Source organism: Streptomyces sp. NPDC096048, assembly GCF_044763415.1.
Lineage (GTDB): Bacteria > Actinomycetota > Actinomycetes > Streptomycetales > Streptomycetaceae > Streptomyces.
Window position 1 is genome coordinate 25,808 of record NZ_JBIWGG010000007.1, and the last position, 20,548, is coordinate 46,355.

Annotated in this window: 16 protein-coding genes and 4 tRNA genes; 9 read left to right on the forward strand and 11 right to left on the reverse strand. The window is 70.4% G+C overall.

Translation table 11 applies throughout. The annotated features are described in order from the left end of the window. From ACIQ6R_RS20100 to ACIQ6R_RS20110, 3 genes are all read right to left on the reverse strand, one after another. The coding region (locus ACIQ6R_RS20100) for a DEAD/DEAH box helicase (protein WP_404222701.1) at nt 1-1,831 on the reverse strand (1,831 nt) is incomplete at its 3' end. A gap of 270 nt (nt 1,832-2,101) precedes the next feature. Continuing rightward, nucleotides 2,102-2,656 (reverse strand): hypothetical protein, encoded by a 555-nt coding sequence (locus tag ACIQ6R_RS20105; protein ID WP_404172390.1) that lies wholly within the window; start codon nt 2,654-2,656, stop codon nt 2,102-2,104. Nucleotides 2,657-2,753: 97 nt separating this feature from the next. Continuing rightward, nucleotides 2,754-3,104, reverse strand: coding sequence for a metallopeptidase family protein (locus tag ACIQ6R_RS20110; RefSeq protein ID WP_043383624.1), 351 nt, complete (start codon nt 3,102-3,104; stop codon nt 2,754-2,756). 105 nt (nt 3,105-3,209) lie between these two features. Here ACIQ6R_RS20110 and ACIQ6R_RS20115 point away from each other — a divergent pair, with 105 nt between their 5' ends. From ACIQ6R_RS20115 to ACIQ6R_RS20145, 7 genes are all read left to right on the forward strand, one after another. After that, nucleotides 3,210-4,838 carry a metallophosphoesterase gene (locus tag ACIQ6R_RS20115; protein ID WP_404222702.1) on the forward strand — a complete coding sequence of 543 codons (1,629 nt, stop codon included), beginning with the start codon at nt 3,210-3,212 and terminating at the stop codon, nt 4,836-4,838. 80 nt (nt 4,839-4,918) lie between these two features. Beyond that, nucleotides 4,919-4,991 (forward strand) — tRNA-Glu (locus ACIQ6R_RS20120). 36 nt (nt 4,992-5,027) lie between these two features. Next, nucleotides 5,028-5,102 (forward strand) — tRNA-Asp (locus ACIQ6R_RS20125). Between the two features lie 24 nt (nt 5,103-5,126). Next, a tRNA-Phe gene (locus tag ACIQ6R_RS20130) sits at nt 5,127-5,200 on the forward strand. A 139-nt stretch (nt 5,201-5,339) separates the two neighbouring features. Next, the gene (gene hrpA / locus ACIQ6R_RS20135) at nt 5,340-9,299 is read left to right on the forward strand and encodes an ATP-dependent RNA helicase HrpA (RefSeq protein WP_404222703.1); all 3,960 of its coding nucleotides are present in this window, start codon (nt 5,340-5,342) and stop codon (nt 9,297-9,299) included. 118 nt (nt 9,300-9,417) lie between these two features. Continuing rightward, nucleotides 9,418-9,492: transfer RNA gene (locus tag ACIQ6R_RS20140), tRNA-Asp, on the forward strand. Nucleotides 9,493-9,691: 199 nt separating this feature from the next. Next, nucleotides 9,692-9,886, forward strand: a complete 195-nt coding sequence (locus ACIQ6R_RS20145; protein ID WP_404222704.1) for a DUF6274 family protein — start codon at nt 9,692-9,694, stop codon at nt 9,884-9,886. 430 nt (nt 9,887-10,316) lie between these two features. Here ACIQ6R_RS20145 and bldC read toward each other — a convergent pair whose 3' ends face one another. Together bldC and ACIQ6R_RS20155 are read right to left on the reverse strand one after the other, a co-directional pair. Then, nucleotides 10,317-10,523, reverse strand: coding sequence for a developmental transcriptional regulator BldC (bldC, locus tag ACIQ6R_RS20150; protein ID WP_003949541.1), 207 nt, complete (start codon nt 10,521-10,523; stop codon nt 10,317-10,319). Nucleotides 10,524-11,068: 545 nt separating this feature from the next. Continuing rightward, on the reverse strand, nt 11,069-11,920 hold the full coding sequence (locus ACIQ6R_RS20155; protein ID WP_404172403.1) for a hypothetical protein: 852 nt from the start codon (nt 11,918-11,920) through the stop codon (nt 11,069-11,071). Between the two features lie 220 nt (nt 11,921-12,140). Between ACIQ6R_RS20155 and ACIQ6R_RS20160 the strand changes: the two genes are divergently transcribed. Continuing rightward, nucleotides 12,141-13,235 carry a Leu/Phe/Val dehydrogenase gene (locus tag ACIQ6R_RS20160; RefSeq protein WP_404222706.1) on the forward strand — a complete coding sequence of 365 codons (1,095 nt, stop codon included), beginning with the start codon at nt 12,141-12,143 and terminating at the stop codon, nt 13,233-13,235. A gap of 333 nt (nt 13,236-13,568) precedes the next feature. After that, a complete protein-coding gene (locus tag ACIQ6R_RS20165; RefSeq protein WP_052843058.1) occupies nt 13,569-13,823 on the forward strand; it encodes a DUF3073 domain-containing protein in 255 nt (84 codons plus the stop codon). Between the two features lie 69 nt (nt 13,824-13,892). Here the strand turns inward: ACIQ6R_RS20165 and purM are convergent, their stop codons facing one another. The 6 genes from purM to ACIQ6R_RS20195 form a co-directional block, all read right to left on the reverse strand. Further along, nucleotides 13,893-14,960, reverse strand: coding sequence for a phosphoribosylformylglycinamidine cyclo-ligase (gene purM, locus ACIQ6R_RS20170; protein WP_404222707.1), 1,068 nt, complete (start codon nt 14,958-14,960; stop codon nt 13,893-13,895). 55 nt (nt 14,961-15,015) lie between these two features. Further along, nucleotides 15,016-16,542, reverse strand: a complete 1,527-nt coding sequence (gene purF, locus ACIQ6R_RS20175; protein ID WP_404172412.1) for an amidophosphoribosyltransferase — start codon at nt 16,540-16,542, stop codon at nt 15,016-15,018. 62 nt (nt 16,543-16,604) lie between these two features. Then, a complete protein-coding gene (locus ACIQ6R_RS20180) occupies nt 16,605-17,408 on the reverse strand; it encodes an META domain-containing protein (RefSeq protein ID WP_404222708.1) in 804 nt (267 codons plus the stop codon). A 135-nt stretch (nt 17,409-17,543) separates the two neighbouring features. After that, nucleotides 17,544-18,341 carry a sterol carrier family protein gene (locus tag ACIQ6R_RS20185; RefSeq protein ID WP_404222709.1) on the reverse strand — a complete coding sequence of 266 codons (798 nt, stop codon included), beginning with the start codon at nt 18,339-18,341 and terminating at the stop codon, nt 17,544-17,546. A 10-nt stretch (nt 18,342-18,351) separates the two neighbouring features. Next, the gene (locus tag ACIQ6R_RS20190) at nt 18,352-19,578 is read right to left on the reverse strand and encodes a hypothetical protein (protein ID WP_404222710.1); all 1,227 of its coding nucleotides are present in this window, start codon (nt 19,576-19,578) and stop codon (nt 18,352-18,354) included. Nucleotides 19,579-19,685: 107 nt separating this feature from the next. Next, a complete protein-coding gene (locus ACIQ6R_RS20195) occupies nt 19,686-20,534 on the reverse strand; it encodes a M23 family metallopeptidase (protein WP_404222711.1) in 849 nt (282 codons plus the stop codon). Nucleotides 20,535-20,548: the final 14 nt, after the last annotated feature.

Sequence of the window (20,548 nt, forward strand, 5' to 3'; positions counted from 1 at the left end):
GGTCGCCGCCACGGTCACCCCGGTCGTCACGACGGAAACCACCACGGTCGCCACCGCGGTCGTCACGACGGTCGAAGGAACGACCGCCACGGTCGTCACGACGGTCGAACGAACGACCGCCACGGTCGCCGCCACGGTCACCCCGGTCGTCACGACGGAAACCACCACGGTCGCCACCGCGGTCGTCACGACGGTCGAAGGAACGACCGCCACGGTCGCCGCCACGGTCACCCCGGTCGTAGGAACGGTCGCCGCGGTCGGCGAAGCGGTCCCGGCCGTTGCCGCCGGTCCGCTCGGTCTTCTCCACTTCCCGCGCGCCCGGCTGCTCGGGCAGCGAGACCTCGGCCTCCACCGTCTCGGACGCGGCGGCCGCCACCTCGGCAAGCACCGCCTCCGGGTCCTCACCGCGCTCCCGCGCGGCCCTGGCGAGCAGCCGGTCGGCCTCCTCGCGCAGCTCGGTCGCACGCCGCTGGGCGCGCTCCAGCTCCTTGTTGAGCTGGGCGACCTCGCGCTCGGCCTGCTGCGCGGCGTTGCCCGCGGACTCGGCCTGGACCTCGGTCATCGACCGGGCCCCGGTGATCTCGGCGACCTCCGGCTCGAAGGCCGCGCCGCCCTGGATGATGTGGCGCGTGGCGTCGACGCCCGCGTCCTCCATCAGCCGGAAGATCTGGCGCCGCTGGTGCGGCAGGGAGAGGGAGACGACGGTGCCGGTACGGCCCGCGCGCGCCGTACGGCCGGCGCGGTGCAGGTAGTCCTTGTGGTCACCGGCCGGGTCGACGTTCAGGACCAGGTCGATGCCGTCCACGTGGATACCACGCGCGGCGACGTCGGTGGCGACCAGGACGTTGACGTACCCGTCCTTGAAGTCGGCCAGGGTGCGGGTACGCGCGCCCTGGGTCATGCCGCCGTGCAGCGCGTCGGCCTTCACGCCCGAGTCGCGCAGCTGCTCGGCGACGCGGTCGGCGCCCAGCTGGGTGCGGACGAAGATGATGGTGCGGCCCTTGCGGGAGGCGATGGCCGCGGTGACCGGCGCCTTGTCCTTCGGCTTCACGACCATGATGTGGTGCGACATGGTCGTCACGGCGCCCTGTGCGGCGTCGACCTCGTGGCTGACCGGGTTGTTCAGGTACCGGTCGACGAGGGTCTTGATCTCGTTCTCCATCGTGGCGGAGAAGAGCATCCGCTGACCGCCCGCGGGCACCTGGTCCAGGAGCTCGGTGACCTCGGGCATGAAGCCCAGGTCGGACATCTGGTCGGCCTCGTCGAGGACGGCGATCTCCACGTTCTCCAGGGAGCAGGCGCCGCGCTTGATGATGTCGCGCAGTCGGCCCGGGGTGGCGACGAGCACGTCGACGCCGCGCTCCAGGGCGTAGATCTGGTTGCCCATGGAGGTACCGCCGCACACGACCTTCATCTTCAGCCCGAGGACGTCCCCGTACGGCTGGAGCGCGTCGGCCACCTGCATGGCCAGTTCGCGGGTCGGCGTCAGGATGACGGCGCGCGGCTTGTGCTTCTCGGTGCGGCCGCCGGACAGCGTCGCCAGGGCCGGCAGACCGAAGGAGAGGGTCTTGCCGGAGCCGGTGCGGCCACGGCCGAGGATGTCCTTGCCCGCCAGCGCGTCCGGGATGGTCGCGGCCTGGATCGGGAAGGGGGTGGTCACGCCGTTCTGCGCGAGCTTGCGGACGACGCCCTCGGGCAGGCCGAGGGAGGCGAAGGTGACCTCGGGAGCGGCCTCGACGGCCTCGGTCCCGGCGTCTTCGACCGCCTCGGTGAGGTCGGGGATGTCGGCGTTCTCGGACACGACGACGTGATCAGTACTGATGATGGACATGCGAATGCGAAACCTTCCGGAGTCTCTCAGTCGGCACGCGCCCGTCAACTCCGTGAATCGCGATTCGCAATACGACCGCCTCAATGCGGTCCACCACGGCAAGGGAGAGAGTACGCGCCACACGGCGCGCTCTGCGGTGGCGCCGGGCAAATGGGATCAAACGATCTACTACCATACGCACCCTCCACCCCCGAAGGCAAACCGAGTAGCACATGCCCAGCTCAGGCGGGTTGTCACCCCGCGTCCGAGCCCTCGCGCGACCCGTCCGCCCTACGCCGGCACCCCGGCCTCGGGAGCCGGCTCCCGCTGCGCCAGCTGTGTGTCCGGAGGCTCGTGCGCCGACGAGGACGGCTCCGCCACCGTCGGCTCCGGCGTCGGGGACGCGGGCGGTTCCGGTGGCGGCGTCGGCTGCGGCTCGGCCGTCCGGGTGGGCTCCGCGGGCGGCGTACGGGTGGGCGCGGGTTCGTCGTCCCCGCCCTTGACCGGCGGGGCCCCGGTCGGGCGTGGGGACGTCGGGGCGGAGGGGGTGGCGTCCTTGCCCTTGCCGCCCTCCTCCTTCTCGTCCTTGCCCTTGCCCTTGCCGTCGCCCTTGCCCTTCTTCCCCTTGCCGCGGCCCCGGTCCTCGTCGGCCGCCGCGTCGTGCCCGGCGCTCCCGCCCGACACCGCGGGGCCGCCCTCGGGTAGCTCGCCGCCCCGCTCCCCGGCGGAGTGCGACGGCCTGGCGCCCCCGCCGGTCGCGTCGTCGCCGACGCTCATGCAGCCGGTGGCAGCGGCGACGGCCACGACCGTGGCGGCCAGACGGACGGGAACGTACAAGGGGCGCACGGGCGGCCACCTCCGGGGGTCAAGGAGTCGCCGTGCCCAACTCCCGTCACCCACAAGAGGACACGCGCCACGAGCGGCGGACCTTGACCCGAGCGCGTCACCCGTACCCGAGAGCGTGCAGCCGCGCGTCGTCGATCCCGAAGTGGTGCGCGATCTCGTGGACCACCGTCACCTCCGTCTCCGCGACGACGTCCTCCCGCGTCTCGCAGAACCGCAGCGTCGGCCCGCGGTAGATGGTGATCCGGTCCGGCAGCACCCCCGCGTACCACTCCCCGCGTTCGGTCAGCGGCGTCCCCTCGTACAGCCCGAGCAGCTCGGGATCGTCCGCCGGCGGTTCGTCCTCGACGAACACCGCGACGTTGTCCATCAGCCGCGTCAGCTCCGGCGGGATCCGGTCCAGGGCCTCGGCGACCAGTTCCTCGAACTCCTCGCGCGTCATCTCCAGCACAGGCCCATTGTCGGGTACGACCGTGGCATACGACACAGCCGCCGGCGCCGACCGTCGACACAGCCGCCCCGCATAACCGCCCCGGGCCATGGGCATACGGGACCAATGGTCCGCGTCCCAGCCGCAGCCCTGCACGTCCTGGCCGAGGTGATGAAGCCCATCCGCAAGCGCATCCACAGCACCCCGCGGGTCCTCATCCGCCGCCACCGAGCCCGCCGGACGTCCCCGGCGGTGGAACTCGCTCCCCGGTCGCGCCCCTGGACCCGCGCCGTCGGCCTCGTCGCCGTCGTCCTGCTCGGCGCCTGGCTGGGCCTGCTGGCCGTGGGCGACGTCCGCGTCCCGGTCGGCCCCATGAACACGACGATGACCCTGCGCCCGTCCGTCTCCGGCGGCACGAAGATCAACGTCTCGCCGCTGGGCGCCCTCCAGCTCGACAGCCACGTCGCCCCGGTCCGCCTCGACGTCAACGTGGACCAGCTCGACCCCGACCGCGCCCAGGCACTCGTCGACCACCCCGAACGCCTCTCCGGCCTCCAGGACGAGGTCGCCCAGGACGTCGAACACGGCACCCTCGACCTCGCCGTCCGTTCCTGCGTCGCCGTCGTCACCGGCGCCACCGCCCTCGGCCTCGCCGTCTACCGCCGCCCCCGGCGCGCCCTCGCGGCCGGCGGCCTCGCCCTCACCCTCCTGGTCGCCTCCGGCGGCACCGCGTACGCCACCTGGAACCCCGACTCCGTCCTGGAGCCGAAGTTCTCCGGCCTGCTCTCCTCCGCGCCCTCCCTCGTCGGCAACGCGCGCAGCATCGTCACCGAGTTCGACGTGTACCAGAAGGAACTCGCACGCCTGGTGACGAACGTGACCAAGCTCTACGACGTCACCTCCACGCTCCCCGCCTACCAGTCCGACCCGACCACGCTCCGCGTCCTGCACGTGTCGGACATCCATCTGAACCCGGCGAGCTGGAAGATCATCGCCTCGCTGGTGGAGCAGTACAAGGTGAACGTGATCGTCGACAGCGGCGACACGATGGACCACGGCACCGCCGCCGAGAACGGCTTCCTCGACCCCATCGAGGACCTCGGCGCCCCCTACGTCTGGGTCCGCGGCAACCACGACTCCCGTGTCACCCAGGAGTATCTGGAGGGCCTCAAGAACGTGCACGTCCTGGACGACGGCCGGGCCCGGACCGTCGCGGGCCTGCGCTTCGCCGGTATCGGCGACCCCCAGTTCACCCCCGACCGCTCCAAGCCGGACGGCGCCGAGGCCTCCCAGGAACTGGCCGGCGCCCGCCTGGCCTCCGCCCTGCGCGACCAGAGCGCGGCCGGCACTCCCGTGGACGTCGCCGTCGCCCACGAGCCGTCGGCGGCCCGCGAGGTCGACGGCGCGGTGCCACTGGTCCTCGCCGGTCACGTCCACCACGAGGACATGGAGCTCATGAAGTACGGCACCCGCCTGCGCATCGAGGGCTCCACCGGCGGCAGCGGCCTGCGCGCGGTCGAGGGCAAGCACCCCGACCCGATCCAGGCGTCGATCCTCTACTTCGACCGGGACAGCCGGCGCCTCCAGGCCTGGGACCAGATCAAGCTGGGTGGCCTGGGCCTGACGACGGCCGAGGTCAGCCGCCACCTCCCCAAGGAGAACCAGCCGGGCGCGACCCCGTCCCCCACCGGCACGAGCCCGTCCCCGACTGCCACGGAGCCGTCCCCGACCGGTCCGACCCCCGGCCGTCCGTAAACCGTTTTGGCGATACCTCCCGCCATCCCATATGCTTCTCACGTCCCCGACGCGCTGAAAAGCGCCCAGGCGGGCCGATAGCCCTCATCGTCTAGCGGCCTAGGACGCCGCCCTTTCAAGGCGGTAGCACGGGTTCGAATCCCGTTGGGGGCACGCAGTACGGTGTGCGACACTGTCGTACACGAGCTTGGTCCTGTGGAGCAGTTTGGAGTGCTCGCCACCCTGTCAAGGTGGAGGCCGCGGGTTCAAATCCCGTCAGGACCGCTGAGGTTTCACGTGAAACCTCGCGGCTGGGTAGCTCAGTTGGTACGAGCGATCGCCTGAAAAGCGATAGGTCGCCGGTTCGACCCCGGCCCCAGCCACATTCAACCCCCGTCGAGATCATCGACGGGGGTTTTGTGTCGCTCGGGTGTCGCGCGGGTGTGGCGCGAGGGACGGTCGGCGCGGTCGGACAGAAATCGTTCGCCACGAAATTCGCGGGGATGAGATCCTGGAACCCGTATGTCTACGCACCCCACCCCCGCCCTCGGCACCCTCGCCCCCCGGCTGACCGAGTTGTCCCTGCGCGACGCGCACCGGCTCGGCCGCAGGCTCGAGGGTGCGCGGAAGATCCGTAAGCCGGAGGCCCGCGCCACCGTTCTCGCCGAGATCGAGGCGGAGGTGGCCAAGGCCGAGCAGCGCATCGGTGAGCGCCGGGCCCGTGTGCCCGCCGTCAGCTACCCCGAGCAGCTGCCCGTCAGCCAGAAGAAGGACGTGATCGCGGAGGCCATCCGCGATCACCAGGTCGTCATCGTCGCCGGTGAGACGGGGTCCGGGAAGACCACCCAGATTCCGAAGATCTGTGTCGAGCTCGGCCGCGGTGTCCGCGGCATGATCGGGCACACCCAGCCGCGGCGGATCGCCGCGCGTACCGTCGCCGAGCGGGTGGCGGACGAGCTGGACACGCCGCTCGGTGAGGCCGTCGGCTGGAAGGTGCGCTTCACCGACCAGGTGAACCCGGACGCCACCTTCATCAAGCTGATGACGGACGGCATCCTGCTCGCCGAGATCCAGACCGACCGCGAGCTGCGCGCCTACGACACGATCATCATCGACGAGGCCCACGAGCGGTCCCTCAACATCGACTTCCTGCTGGGCTACCTCGCGCAGCTGCTGCCGAAGCGTCCCGACCTCAAGGTCGTCATCACCTCGGCGACCATCGACCCCGAGCGTTTCTCCCGGCACTTCGGCGACGCCCCCATCATCGAGGTCAGCGGGCGGACGTACCCCGTGGAGGTCCGGTACCGGCCGCTCCTCGAAGAGGACGGCGACGACGCCGACCGCGACCAGATCACCGCGATCACCGACGCCGTCGAGGAGCTGATGGGGGAGGGCAAGGGCGACATCCTCGTCTTCCTCTCCGGTGAGCGGGAGATCAGAGACACGGCGGACGCGCTGGAGAAGAAGAAGTACCGGTTCACGGAAGTGCTGCCGCTGTACGCCCGGCTCTCGCACGCCGAGCAGCACCGCGTGTTCCAGCAGCACAGCGGGCGCAGGATCGTTCTGGCGACCAACGTCGCCGAGACGTCGCTGACCGTCCCGGGCATCAAGTACGTGATCGATCCCGGGTTCGCCCGCATCTCCCGGTACAGCCACCGCACCAAGGTGCAGCGGCTGCCCATCGAACCGATCTCGCAGGCCAGCGCCAACCAGCGCAAGGGCCGCTGCGGACGCACCAGCGACGGCATCTGCATCCGGCTCTACAGCAAGGACGACTTCGCCGCCCGGCCGGAGTTCACGGACGCGGAGATCCTCCGTACCAACCTCGCCTCCGTCATCCTCCAGATGACCGCGGCCGGCCTCGGCGACATCGAGAAGTTCCCCTTCATCGATCCGCCCGACCACCGCAACATCCGCGACGGAGTGCAGCTCCTCCAGGAGCTGGGCGCGCTCGACCCCGCGCAGAAGGACGTACGCAAGCGGCTGACCGACACCGGCCGCAAGCTGGCCCAGCTGCCCGTGGACCCGCGGCTGGCGCGGATGGTCCTGGAGGCCGACAGGAACGGCTGTGTCCGCGAGGTCATGGTCATAGCGGCGGCACTGTCCATCCAGGACCCGCGGGAACGCCCGGCTGAGAAGCAGGCCCAGGCCGACCAGCAGCACGCCCGCTTCAAGGACGAGACCAGCGACTTCCTGGCCTTCCTGAACCTCTGGCGGTACGTCCGCGAGCAGCAGAGGGAGCGGGGCTCGTCGTCCTTCCGCCGGATGTGCAAACAGGAGTACCTCAACTTCCTGCGGATCCGCGAGTGGCAGGACATCTACACGCAACTGCGTACGGTCGCCAAGCAGATGGGCCTCCATCTCAACGACGAGGACAACGCCGCCCCCGACGACCGCGTGCACGTCTCGCTGCTGGCGGGTCTCCTCTCCCACGTCGGCATGAAGGACGTGAAGGAGGGTGCGAAGAACGAGTACCTGGGCGCGCGCGGCGCCAAGTTCGCGATCTTCCCGGGCTCGGCGCTCTTCAAGAAGCCCCCGCGTTTCGTGATGTCCGCCGAGTTGGTGGAGACCTCGCGCCTCTGGGCCCGCGTCAACGCGAAGATCGAGCCCGAGTGGGTGGAGCCGCTCGCCGGGCACCTCCTCAAGCGCACCTACAGCGAGCCGCACTGGGAGAAGGACCAGGCGGCCGTGATGGCGTACGAGAAGGTCACGCTGTACGGCGTGCCGATCGTGGCGCAGCGCAAGGTGAACTACGGGCGGATCGATCCTGAGGTCAGCCGCGAGCTGTTCATCCGCAACGCCCTGGTCGAGGGCGACTGGCGTACGCACCACAAGTTCTTCGCGGACAACCGCCGGCTGCTGACCGAGGTCGAGGAGCTGGAGCACCGCGCGCGGCGCCGGGACATCCTGGTCGACGACGAGACGCTGTTCGACTTCTACGACCAGCGGGTGCCCGAACACGCCGTCTCAGGTGCGCACTTCGACTCGTGGTGGAAGCACAAGCGGCACGAGCAGCCCGACTTCCTCGACTTCGAGCGCGAGATGCTCATCAACGAGAAGGCGGGGGCGGTCACCAAGGACGACTATCCGGACTCCTGGCGCCAGGGGCCGCTGAAGTTCCGGGTGACCTACCAGTTCGAGCCGGGCGCGGACGCCGACGGCGTGACCGTGCACGTTCCGCTCCAGGTGCTCAACCAGGTCACGGACGAGGGCTTCGACTGGCAGATCCCGGGCCTGCGGGAGCAGGTCGTCACGGAGCTGATCCGGTCCCTGCCCAAGCCGATCCGCCGCCACTACGTACCGGCGCCGAACTACGCCCAGGCGTTCCTGGACCGGGCCGTGCCGCTCCAGGAGCCGCTGACGGTGACCATGGCGCGGGAACTGAAGCGCATGGTGGGGGTGCCCTTCGACGCGGAGGACTTCGACTGGTCGCGGGTCCCCGACCACCTGAAGATCACCTTCCGGATCGTCGACGAGCGGCGCCGCAAGCTGGCCGAGGACAAGGACCTGGAGGCCCTGAAGCTCCGGTTGAGGCCGAAGGCGCGCAAGGCCCTCTCCCAGGCCGCGGCGGCCACCGCGGAACGCAGCGGCGGTGAATCCCTGGAGCGCGCCGGGCTGACGGACTGGACGATCGGCACGCTGTCCCGGGTCTTCGAGACGCGTCGGGCGGGTCAGCCGGTGAAGGCGTATCCCGCGCTGGTCGACGACGGACCGAAGGCGAACACCGTCTCCGTGCGTCTCTTCGACACCGAGGCCGAGCAGGCGCAGGCGATGTGGAAGGGCACGCGTCGGCTGATCCTGCGCAACATCCCGGTCAGCCCAGCGAAGTTCGCGTCCGAAAAGCTGACCAACCAGCAGAAGCTGAACCTGTCCGCGAACCCGCACGGTTCGATCCAGGCCCTGTTCGACGACTGCGCGACGGCGGCGGCGGACAAGCTGATCGCGGACTTCGGCGGGCCGGCGTGGGACGAGGAGTCCTACCGCAAGCTCTACGACAAGGTCCGCGCGGAGATCGTCGACACGACCGTCCGTACGGTAGGGCAGGTGCAGCAGGTGCTGGCGGCATGGCAGGCCTGTGAGCGCCGCCTGAAGGCCGTGCGGAGCCCCGCGCTGCTGGCGAACCTCCAGGACGTGCGGACGCAGCTGGACGCGCTGGTGAAGCCCGGGTTCGTCACGGAGGCGGGGATCAGGCGGCTGCCGGACCTGATGCGCTACCTGGTCGCCGCCGACCGGCGTCTTCAGCAGATGCCGACCGGCGTCCAGCGGGACACGTCCCGGATGGAGAAGGTCCACGAGATGCGCGACGAGTACTTGTGGCTGCTGGAGCAGATGCCGCAGGGGCGACCGGTTCCGCAGCAGGTCCTGGACGTCCGCTGGATGATCGAGGAGCTGCGGGTCAGCTATTTCGCGCACGCGCTGGGCACGGCGTACCCCGTCTCCGACAAGCGGATCGTGAAGGCGATCGACGCGCTCGCGCCGTAGCGGATCCGTGGCGGATTCCGTGACGCGGTGCGCACGGAGGGTGAGTTCGCCCTAGGGGCTCGCCCTCCTGTAGAGTCTCGTCTCGCAGCGCAAGAGCAAGAAAAGCGCGGCGAAACCTGGTCCTGTGGAGCAGTTTGGAGTGCTCGCCACCCTGTCAAGGTGGAGGCCGCGGGTTCAAATCCCGTCAGGACCGCAGCAAAGAGGGCCCGCACCGATCGGTGCGGGCCCTCTTCCCTTGCGTGCGGGCCCTCTTCGCGTGCCCCCACGCGCCCCGCTCCACCCCTCGCCCCCAGAAGGCCCTCAGCGCCCCTCTCGCGGCCTTGACGGCGTCACATTCGCTCGGTACTCCAAAGGAGAGGGCACGTTCTCCGTGCGACCCCCGGAGGTGGCGTATGGCTGCATCGGTCAGGCACGAGACGCGGGCCCTGCTCCGCGCGCACCTGTCGGCCGCTTCGTCGTACCGCCACCTGACGCGCCACTGCCCGATCTGCCACCGGCTGCTGCGACTGGCGTTGGACTCGCCCGCCCCACAGTCTCCGACGGGCCGTCAAGAGGGCGTCGAGGACGGGAGCGCGTCCACCGCGTGATCCCCGACGGTCCCAACACCCTTGCCACGCAGACCTGCTGGAACCCACGCCTCCTGTAGCGCACATACGCCAGGGCCAACAAGCGTCGCGTCGTGTGACGGGTGTCACCGCATGAGTTTTTGAAATCGTGGCACTTACCGCTCCCCTACAAGTAGTCAATTTAATATGTGCAATTGCACTGCCTCACAGAGCGTGCGCACAGCTGATCCGACACCCCTCCCCAGACTTCGACAAGCCCGCTCACAGAGCCGGCCGACAGGCCCTCACCAGGCACAGAACCGGACACAAAAAAGATCGCGCTGGACCCGGCGGAGTCCAGCGCGATCCACGACGCACCCCTGTTGGGGCAGGAACGACGTCGTTTGGAGCTGTGGTTCCGAGCGCCTCGGCGGGTTGGGGGACCTGCCGTTTTGCCCGGTTATTCAGTTGTTCAGGCTTCGCTGCGCTGCTGCGGAATGCCCGCGAGCAGAGCGCGGACCTCGGCTTCGCGGTAGCGGCGATGCCCGCCGAGCGTGCGGATCGACGTGAGCTTGCCGGCCTTCGCCCAGCGCGTGACCGTCTTCGGGTCGACGCGGAACATGGTGGCGACCTCAGCCGGGGTCAGCAGCGGCTCGGCATCAGGGGTGCGAGCGGTCATGAGCGGCCTCCTCGGGAGAACCGAACCTTCTCGGTTCTTTCCTTTAAATTCTGCACCTTGACCCGCGTTGCCCGAAATGGCGGACACGGGTCGAGTCGGTTATAGGACGAACGGCTTGTCCTCGGCACTACAACTACACCATCCGTCCAGCCGCGTCGGCCAAACCGATGGAATTGCCCTCCCAGGTGTTCATCAGCGACGGAAGCCGATGGACCATGCCATAGCGGACAGTCACGCCACTGTGACGATCAGTCACAGGACGATCAGAGGTCACCAGGCCTGTCATCAGACCCCCCCAAAGCGTGCAATGCGGAGATTCCGCCCACAGTGCATCACGGCAGGACGGAAGGAGCCCTCCCCGGACTCCTTGTCCTATTTTGGCATGAGGAGGGGGAAGCGGCGCAAGAGTGATGTACGTGCGGTCCGTCACGCTTGACGCATACGCCCGGATCGGGACCTACGTCCCTTGTTGACAGAACATCAGCCCACACCGGGCACGTGTCGGATCGGAAGACGAAACCCCACATCGGGCGGTACGTCAAACGTCAGTTCGCCGACCGCCGGTCCCGGACCGCCCGCCAGCGCTCCACCAGCCGCCCGTACGCGGCCCCCGCCGTGGCCCCGTCGCCGTCGCGCAGCGCCTCGATGCCCTCGGCCACGTCCGCCGCGGAGTGGTCGTCCTCCAACTCACCGGCCGGCAGGGCGTGCACGAGCCCGCCGTAGTCCAGCTCCACCAGGGAACGCGGGTGGAACTCCTCCAGCCAGCGCCCCACGTCCACCAGGCCGTCGATGAGCGGCCCCTCGTCCATGGCCTCCTTCAAGGCCCGCAGGCCCCGGGCCACCCGTCGGCGGGCCTGCACCATCGGCGTCCGGTAGCGCAGCACCGGTGCGGCCGCCCCTTCGCCGTCGCCGCCCTTGTCGTACTCCCGCTCGGCGTCGGAGACCAGCACGAACCAGTTGATCGGCACCTGCCAGGTCGCGGTGCGGATCCAGGGGCGGGCGTCCGGGTTGCGCTCCAGCCAGCGCTCGTAGTCCTGTGCGGTCTCACGGCGCACGACCGACGGGAGCAGGGCGTCCAGCACCGGTTCCGGGAAGTCCTCGGCCAGTTCGCCGAGCGCCTGCCAGCCGCGCAGCCGGGTCCGCCAGGGGCACACGCAGACCACGCCGTCGACCTCGGTCACGAAGGCGTCGGCGCTCTCGTGCACCGGCACCGCCACGGGCGGGGTGGGCAGCAGGTCCGCCAGGGAGCGGCGCAGCTCGTCCTGGTAGGAGGGCAGGTCGGTGCGGCGGGCGTAGCGGGTCCAGTGGGCTCGCTCGTCCTCGGGGAACGCGGCCAGCGGCTCGTACACGCGCAGGTACGCCGCGTAGGGCACGATCACCGAGGACACCTTGGGCACGCCTGCTCCCTCCCCCGCGCACCGCCCCGAAAACCTGTCGGAGCCGATCACAAACGCGCGGGAATCTCTGCAAATCGTCGCACGCCCGTACTCCGTGCGGAGGTGATCCTGAGCACTGTGCGGCGGGGGGACCCGGGCAGGCTCTAATCTCGTGCCACAGTCCCCGCCACCCGCACGGGGGCCCGTCTCCACCCGCCGCACCTACACAGGAGTCACCACCGTGACCGACGTAACCGGCGCACCTGCTGATGTACTGCACACCCTGTTCCACTCGGAGCAGGGGGGTCATGAGCAAGTCGTGCTCTGCCAGGACCGTGCCAGCGGCCTGAAGGCCGTCATCGCCATCCACTCCACCGCCCTGGGCCCCGCGCTCGGCGGTACGCGCTTCTACCCGTACGCGAGCGAGTCGGACGCCGTCGCCGACGCGCTGAACCTCGCGCGCGGGATGTCGTACAAGAACGCCATGGCCGGCCTGGAGCACGGCGGCGGCAAGGCCGTGATCATCGGCGACCCGGGGCAGATCAAGACCGAGGAGCTGCTCCTCGCCTACGGCCGGTTCGTCGCCTCGCTCGGCGGCCGGTACGTCACCGCCTGCGACGTCGGTACGTACGTCGCCGACATGGACGTCGTGGCACGCGAGTGCCGCTGGACGACCGGCCGCTCCCCCGAGAACGGCGGCGCGGGCGACTCCTCCGTGCTCACCGCCTTCGGCGTCTACCAGGGCATGCGCGCCTCCGCCCAGCACCTGTGGGGCGACCCGACGCTGCGTGCCAGGCGCATCGGTGTCGCCGGCATCGGCAAGGTCGGCCACCACCTGGTCGACCACCTGGTGGCGGAGGGCGCCGAGGTCTTCGTGACGGACGTGCGCGAGGACGCCGTACGGCGCGTCACCGAGCGCCACCGTGACGTGCTGGCCGTCCGGGACACCGAGGAACTGATCCGCGTCGAGGGCCTGGACATCTACGCCCCCTGCGCGCTGGGCGGCGCGCTGAACGACGACAGCGTGCCGGTGCTGACCGCCAAGGTGGTGTGCGGCGCGGCCAACAACCAGCTCGCGCACCCGGGTGTGGAGAAGGACCTCGCCGACCGCGGCATCCTCTACGCGCCGGACTACGTGGTGAACGCCGGCGGTGTCATCCAGGTCGCCGACGAGCTGCACGGCTTCGACTTCGACCGGTGCAAGGCGAAGGCCGCGAGGATCTACGACACCACGCTGGCCATATTCGCACGTGCGAAGGACGACGGTATTCCGCCGGCCGCGGCGGCCGACCGGATCGCCGAGCAGCGGATGGCGGAGGCACGTACCCGACGGTGATCGCGCGGTGCTCCCGCGGTGATCACACGCTGGTCGGAGCGGGGTCTTCGCACATTTGACCGGTACCCGCCGGGGGGCAGTTGGAGAGAACTCTCACTTATCCCGGCGGGTCGACCGTCGAAAGGTGGTTAAAATCGCCGTTGACCAGCGAGGACGGGGCGCCTCGATGGTCCTGGGCGTGGCCACGTCCTGTGGGCGACGTACCGTATGGGCGTGGGCTCAGGTACCGTGGAAGCCCTACGGACCGGTCTCTTCGCGGAGAGCCCGTTCCGGACCATGAACGCGTGTCAAGACTCTGGGGCCGTCGAGCCCCGTCGTTGAGGGGGTCGAGCCATGGGGCGCGGCCGGGCCAAGGCCAAGCAGACGAAGGTCGCCCGCCAGCTGAAGTACAACAGCGGTGGGACTGATCTCTCCCGCCTGGCCGAGGAGCTGGGCGCATCGCCGTCGAATGCACAACCGCCTAACGGCGGGCCATTCGAGGACGATGAGCAAGACGATGACGTGTACGCGAAGTACGCCGACCTCTATGAGGACGACGACGAGGACGAGGACGGCCAGTCCCCGTCTCAACAGCGACGCGGCGCTTGACCTTGCACTGAACACCTTCCCGGTCGGTGACTCTGTCACCGACCGGGTTCTGTGCTACCCGCGGCGCCCTCAGGCGGCGTAGTCGCCCACCAGCGTCGCGCCCGTCTCGTGGTCCGCGCGGTCGGTGATCTCGCCGGCCACCCAGGCGTCCACGCCGCGGTCGGCCAGGGTCGCCAGTGCCACGTCCGTCGACTCCTCGGGGACGATGGCGATCATGCCCACGCCCATGTTGAGGGTCCTCTCCAGCTCCAGGCGCTCCACCCGGCCCGTCGTGCCGACGAGGTCGAAGATCGCGCCCGGGGCCCAGGTGGAGCGGTCGACGACGGCGTGCAGGCCGTCGGGGATCACGCGGGCTAGGTTGGCCGCGAGACCACCGCCGGTGACGTGGCTGAAGGCGTGGACCTCGGCGGTGCGCATGAGGGCCAGGCAGTCCAGGGAGTAGATCTTGGTGGGCTCCAGCAGCTCCGCGCCGAGGGTGCGGCCGAGTCCGTCGAGGTGCGCGTCCAGGGACAGGCCGCCCTCGTTCAGGAGGACGTGACGGACGAGCGAGTACCCGTTCGAGTGAAGGCCGGAGGACGCCATGGCGATCACCGCGTCACCCTCGCGGATGCGATCCGCGCCCAGCAGCCGGTCGGCCTCCACGACGCCCGTACCGGCGCCCGCGACGTCGAAGTCGTCCGCGCCGAGCAGGCCCGGGTGCTCGGCCGTCTCGCCGCCCACCAGGGCACATCCGGCGAGTACGCAGCCCTCGGCGATGCCCTTGACGATCGCGGCGACACGCTCGGGGTGGACCTTGCCGACGCAGATGTAGTCGGTCATGAAGAGCGGCTCGGCGCCGCACACCACGATGTCGTCCATGACCATGGCGACCAGGTCGTGGCCGATGGTGTCGTAGACGCCCAGCTGCCGGGCGATGTCGACCTTGGTGCCGACGCCGTCCGTGGCGGAGGCGAGCAGGGGACGCTCGTAGCGCTTGAGGGCGGAGGCGTCGAAGAGACCGGCGAAGCCGCCGAGGCCGCCGAGGACCTCGGGGCGCCGGGTCTTCTTCACCCACTCCTTCATCAGCTCGACGGCGCGGTCGCCCGCCTCGATGTCGACGCCGGCGGCTGCGTAGCTGGCACCAGTTGTGTCAGGCATGACGATGAGAACCTTTGTGTCGTACGGCAGGAAGGCAGGCCAGGGAGGCGGACGGCTACGGGCGACGGATGGCGTCGGTGGCGGCCGTACCGGCGGGCCCGGCGGCCAGCTCGGTCTCCAGGAGCTGCTTGCCGAGCAGCTCGGGGTCGGGGAGCTCCATCGGGTACTCGCCGTCGAAACAGGCGCGGCACAGGTTCGGCTTGGCGATGGTGGTCGCCTCGATCATGCCGTCGATGGAGATGTACGCCAGGGAGTCGGCGCCCATGGAGGTGCCGATCTCCTCGACACTCATGCCGTTGGCGATGAGCTCGGCGCGGGTGGCGAAGTCGATGCCGAAGAAGCAGGGCCACTTCACCGGCGGGGAGGAGATCCGGATGTGGATCTCGGCGGCGCCGGCTTCACGGAGCATGCGGACCAGGGCCCGCTGGGTGTTGCCGCGGACGATGGAGTCGTCGACGACGACCAGCCGCTTGCCCTTGATGACTTCCTTCAAGGGGTTCAGCTTCAGACGGATGCCGAGCTGGCGGATGGTCTGCGAGGGCTGGATGAAGGTACGGCCCACGTAGGCGTTCTTCACCAGACCGGCGCCGAAGGGGATGCCGGAGGCCTCGGCGTAGCCGATCGCGGCGGGGGTGCCGGACTCCGGGGTCGCTATGACGAGGTCCGCCTCGGCGGGGGCCTCCTTCGCCAGCCTGCGGCCCATCTCGACGCGCGAGAGGTAGACGTTGCGGCCGGCGATGTCGGTGTCCGGGCGGGCCAGGTACACGTACTCGAAGACACAGCCCTTGGGCTTTGCTTCCGCGAATCGGGAAGTGCGCAGGCCGTTCTCGTCGATGGCGACGAACTCACCTGGCTCGATCTCGCGGACGTAGGAGGCGCCGCAGATGTCGAGGGCGGCGGACTCGGAGGCGACCACCCAGCCGCGCTCCAGGCGGCCGAGGACCAGCGGGCGGATGCCCTGCGGGTCACGGGCGGCGTAGAGGGTGTGCTCGTCCATGAAGACGAGGCTGAAGGCGCCGCGCACCTCGGGGAGCACCCGGCCGGCCGCCTCCTCGATGGTCAGCGGCTTGCCGTCGTCGTCCACCTGGCCCGCGAGCAGGGCCGTGACCAGGTCGGTGTCGTTGGTCGCCGCGACCCGCGTCGAGCGGCCGTCCTGCTTGGGCAGGTCGGCGACCATCTCGGCGAGCTGGGCGGTGTTGACGAGGTTGCCGTTGTGCCCGAGCGCGATGGAGCCCTGCGCGGTGGCACGGAACGTCGGCTGGGCGTTCTCCCACACGGAGGCGCCGGTGGTCGAGTAGCGGGCGTGACCGACCGCGATGTGACCCTGGAGCGAACCGAGAGAGGTCTCGTCGAAGACCTGGGAAACCAGGCCCATGTCCTTGAAGACGAGGATCTGGGAGCCGTTGCTGACCGCGATTCCCGCGGATTCCTGGCCCCGATGCTGGAGGGCGTAGAGCCCGAAGTACGTGAGCTTTGCGACCTCTTCGCCCGGGGCCCAGACACCGAAGACGCCACAAGCGTCCTGGGGGCCCTTCTCGCCGGGAAGCAGATCGTGATTGAGTCGACCGTCACCACGTGGCACGTCTTCGAGTGTAGGCGAGATCGACCACTGGTCCGAATTGGGGACATGGGCTCACGAGTGGATCACTGAGCGGCGACGGCCCGGACGGTGGTGCCGTCTTCGCTGGTCAGCGTGAGGGTTTCTTGATCGATCCGGTAATCGACCCGACCGTCGAAGAGGCGCAGGATCCGCTTCTCGGCGTCCATGAGTGAGCCTTCGCACATCATTCGGGTGGTGGACGGGGCGCCGAGGGTGATATGTCCGTCGCTGACGGTGGCCTTGGCGTTGACGTGGTTGCAGGGGAGGCGGCCGGAGACGGTCTTCGCGTCCCGGTCGAAGGTGAGGCGGGCGCTGCCCTGGCCGCTCGGGTCCTTCTGGCCCGGGGCCGTGACGGTCCACTTCGTGCCGTACAGGGGCGCGTCCGGCTGCTCGCTGAGCCGGACGGTGTCACCGTCGGAGGTGGTGAGGGTCAGCCGTTCGCCCTCGGTCTTGGTGGTGAGCGGGCCGGTGGTGAGGGTGCGGCCGAGGGCCTTCTCGAAGTCGATGGGCGTCTTCTCGCAGGCCTTCTCGGTGAACATGGCGTCGCTGAGCCGGACGCGCTCACCGTCGATGTCGGCGCGGGCGCTGAAGGTGTTGCAGCCGGTGCTGCCCACCGCCTCGCCGCTGTCGTCGATCCGGACCCGTGCCGCGTCCGGCGCCTTGTGGGTGGTGCCGTCGACGGTGACGCTGTCGATGCTCCACCGGACGCCGGTGAGGCGCTTGCCCGCGCCGACGGAGCCGCTGCCGCCGTCGGCCTTCTCGCTGCCGCAGGCCGCCGCGAGCGGCACGAGCGCGGCGACCGCCGCCACGGTCAGGGTCATGCTGCGCTGCTGCTTCTGCCTGTACATGCCCCTTCGACGGAGGGGCGGAGGATCTGGTTCCCCTCACAGTTCACCCTTCCCGTCCCCCGCTTTCCTCCCGTCCCCCGCATTCCTCCCGCCCCCCCCGCATTCCTCCCGTCCTCCGCTTTCCCGTCCCCCGTGTCACCTGAGCAGGGGCAGCAGTCCCCCCAGGTCGGCCCGCTCCCCGCTCGCGCTCACCTTCGCCCCGGCCACGGCGTCCTCCCAGGCCAGCCGCCCGGTGGCCAGCCGCACCCAGGTCAGCGGGTCGGTCTCGACGACGTTGGGCGGGGTGCCGCGGGTGTGCCGGGGACCCTCGACGCACTGCACGACGGCGTACGGCGGGATCCGCACCTCCGTCGAACCGCCGGGTGTCTTCGCGGCGAGCGCGTCGGCCAGCAGTCGGGTCGCGGCGGCGAGGGCCTGCCGGTCGTACGTGATGTCGAGGCCGGGCAGGGCGGCGTTCAGGTCGTCGGTGTGGACGACCAGCTCGACGGTGCGGGTGACGACGTAGTCGGCCAGCGGCAGGGCGCCCGCGCTGGTGGGCAGCAGCCTGCTGCCGGAGTGGGCGTCGAGGCGGTCGGTGAAGCGCCGCTCCACCTGGGCGAGGTGGGCGTCGAGGTCGGGGTGCTCGGCCGCGAGGCGCCGGGCGGTGGCGGCGATGGCGTCCGCGTCGGCGGCGATCGCGAACGGCCAGTCGAGCAGGTTCCCGTCCTGCCGTGCGGGCTCCGGCTCACCGAGCAGCCGGTCCACCGCCGTCAGGGCCATGCCGATGTGCGCCACCAGCTCCCGCACGGTCCAGTCGCCGAGCCGCGTCGGCAGGGCGAGCTGTTCGGGGGTGAGGGGGCGGACGGCCTCTCGTACGTTGCCGAACTGGGCCAGTACGGCCGTGCGGGTCCGGGCGGGGTCGTAGGCGCGGGCGCGTTTCCTGGCTGGCGGCATGGCGGCGAGCCTAGTCGGCGCGGAAGGTGGAGCTCTCGGGAAATACCAGGTCCGCGCAGTGTCGGCGGTCCGTCACGTCGTCGGCGTAGGCGCGGAAGACCTGCTCCATCCGTGGGGTCATGATGCTGTCGTAGCCCAGGGAGACGGTCATGGTGTGGATCTGCGGCTTCCCGTCGCAGACGGAGGACGCCCACCAGATCGGGTCCTCGGTGCTGCGTCCGGCCCGGCCGGGTGTCGCGGGCTCGGGCTTCTCGCGCGGGTCGGTGCTGGTGAGCAGGAGGGTCTTCGCCTCCTCGCCGGCGTAGGTGTGCAGGGAGACGAACCACCGGCCGGGGCGCTCCGGGCGGCTGACGCGGTGCTCGCTCCCCTGGTCCAGGTAGAGCGCGCTCGCCCGGCTCTCACTGAGCACGAGGCCGCATCGCTGGTCCCACAGCCGGTCGTCCGTGCGGCTCTCGACGACCTGGTCCGGGAACCCCTCCCGGCGGGCGAAGCCGGCCTTGCCGTACCAGGCGCAGGTGCCCTCGGCGCGCGCCGCCGGAACCGGCCCCTCGGGCAGCGCGGGGACGTTCTCCGGCGGGTCGGGCAGCCGGTCGGCGCAGCCCAGCCGGTCGGCGAGGTTGTTCGCGGTGGTCACGGCGGTCTCGGCGAGGAGGTCGCGGTCGTGGGCACTGACCTGGCCGTCGACGGTGAACCGCCGCCCGGGGTTCTGCAGCGAGGCACGCGCCCACAGGGCCTTCACCTGCCGTCCGTTCAGCCTGCCGTCGGCGCACGGGAGCTGGACGACGACGTCGGATTCCGTGACCCGGCCCGCGATGTCTCCGCCGAGTGGCTGGTCGGGGTGGGTGGGGCCGCCGAAGCTGTCGACGAGGTCCTCCAGCGGGCCGTCGGCGATGAGGGGCCGGTCCGCCGGCAGCACCCCCACCGCGCCCGTGAAGAACCACCGCCCGCCCGTCTCCTCGCCGTCCCTCTCGCCGGCCTCGGTGCTGAAGATCTCGCAGTCCTGCGCGGCTCCGTCGCCGAGGCCGCGGTCGATCTCGATCACGCCCTCGTCGGCCTCGCGGTGGGTGATCCGGCCGCCGGCCGGGGAGAGCGCCAGCACCCGCCCGGCCGGGACGAGTCCCGCGCAGGCCTCGTCGATCTGCCGCCGGCCGTCCCAGACCTGCCATATCTCGCGGCCGCTCCAGCCGATGGCCACGACGGCGGCCAGACACAGCAGGACGTTCACAGACTTGCGCACACCGTCCGGAACCCTCATCGCGCCCCCGTTTCCCCGTTCCGCGGCTCCCGGCGGCCCCACCGGCTGCCGTTCCGCGGCTCCACCGGCTCCGCGACCGCCCGACGAAGCTAACAGCCGCGGTGGGAGGCGTGGTCCGCCGGTTCGGGCACGTCGAAGAGCTCGCCGTTGCGCGGGACGCCGATTCCGCGCCAGGTGAAGGGGAGGCCCCGGGCGGTCTCCGGGTCGGGGCCGTCCATCAGCTGGAAGTGGAGGTGCGGCTCGGCGGAGTTGCCGGAGTTGCCGCACCGGGCCAGCAGCTCGCCGGCGTGCACCCGGTCGCCCTCGCGCACGGCGAAGGAACCGCGCCGCACATGGGCGTACATCGCGTACGTGCCGTCGCCGAGGTCCAGCACCAGATGGTTGCCGACGATCCGGCGGACCCCGCCCATCTCGCGGATCGAGCCCTCTACGAGCATCAGGTAGAGCAGCGCGGGCAGCGAGTTGCGGCTCAGATGGTCCCGCTGGGTGTCTTCGGTACGGACGACCGTGCCGTCGGCGACCGCGAGCAGCGGCGCTCCGAACGCCGGGAAGTCACGGCTGCGGCGGGCGATCGGCCACAGGGCCCGGAAGCCGGGGCGGGCGCCCGGCTCCGGCTCGGCGACGAGGTCGATGGCGAAGGTCTGGCCGTAGGCGTGGATGCCGTGACTCGGGGTGCGGTCGGCGGGGCTGTTCAGCGCGGACCAGCGGCCGGTGACGGGCGGGTCGACCTCGACGGGCGCACGGGCGACGCGCGGGGCGTCGGGGGCGCCGCCGCCCCAGCGGTTGACCACGGTGATCAGGGCGTAGGACAGGAGCAGCGGCAGGAGGTTCCACCACCACGGATACCCCAAGTCGAAGACGATGTGGGCGGTCACCAGGGCGATGAAGCCCAGCTGAAGCGCCCGGAAGGTGATCATGGCTAGCTTGCGTGCGGACATGGTTCCCCCTTCGG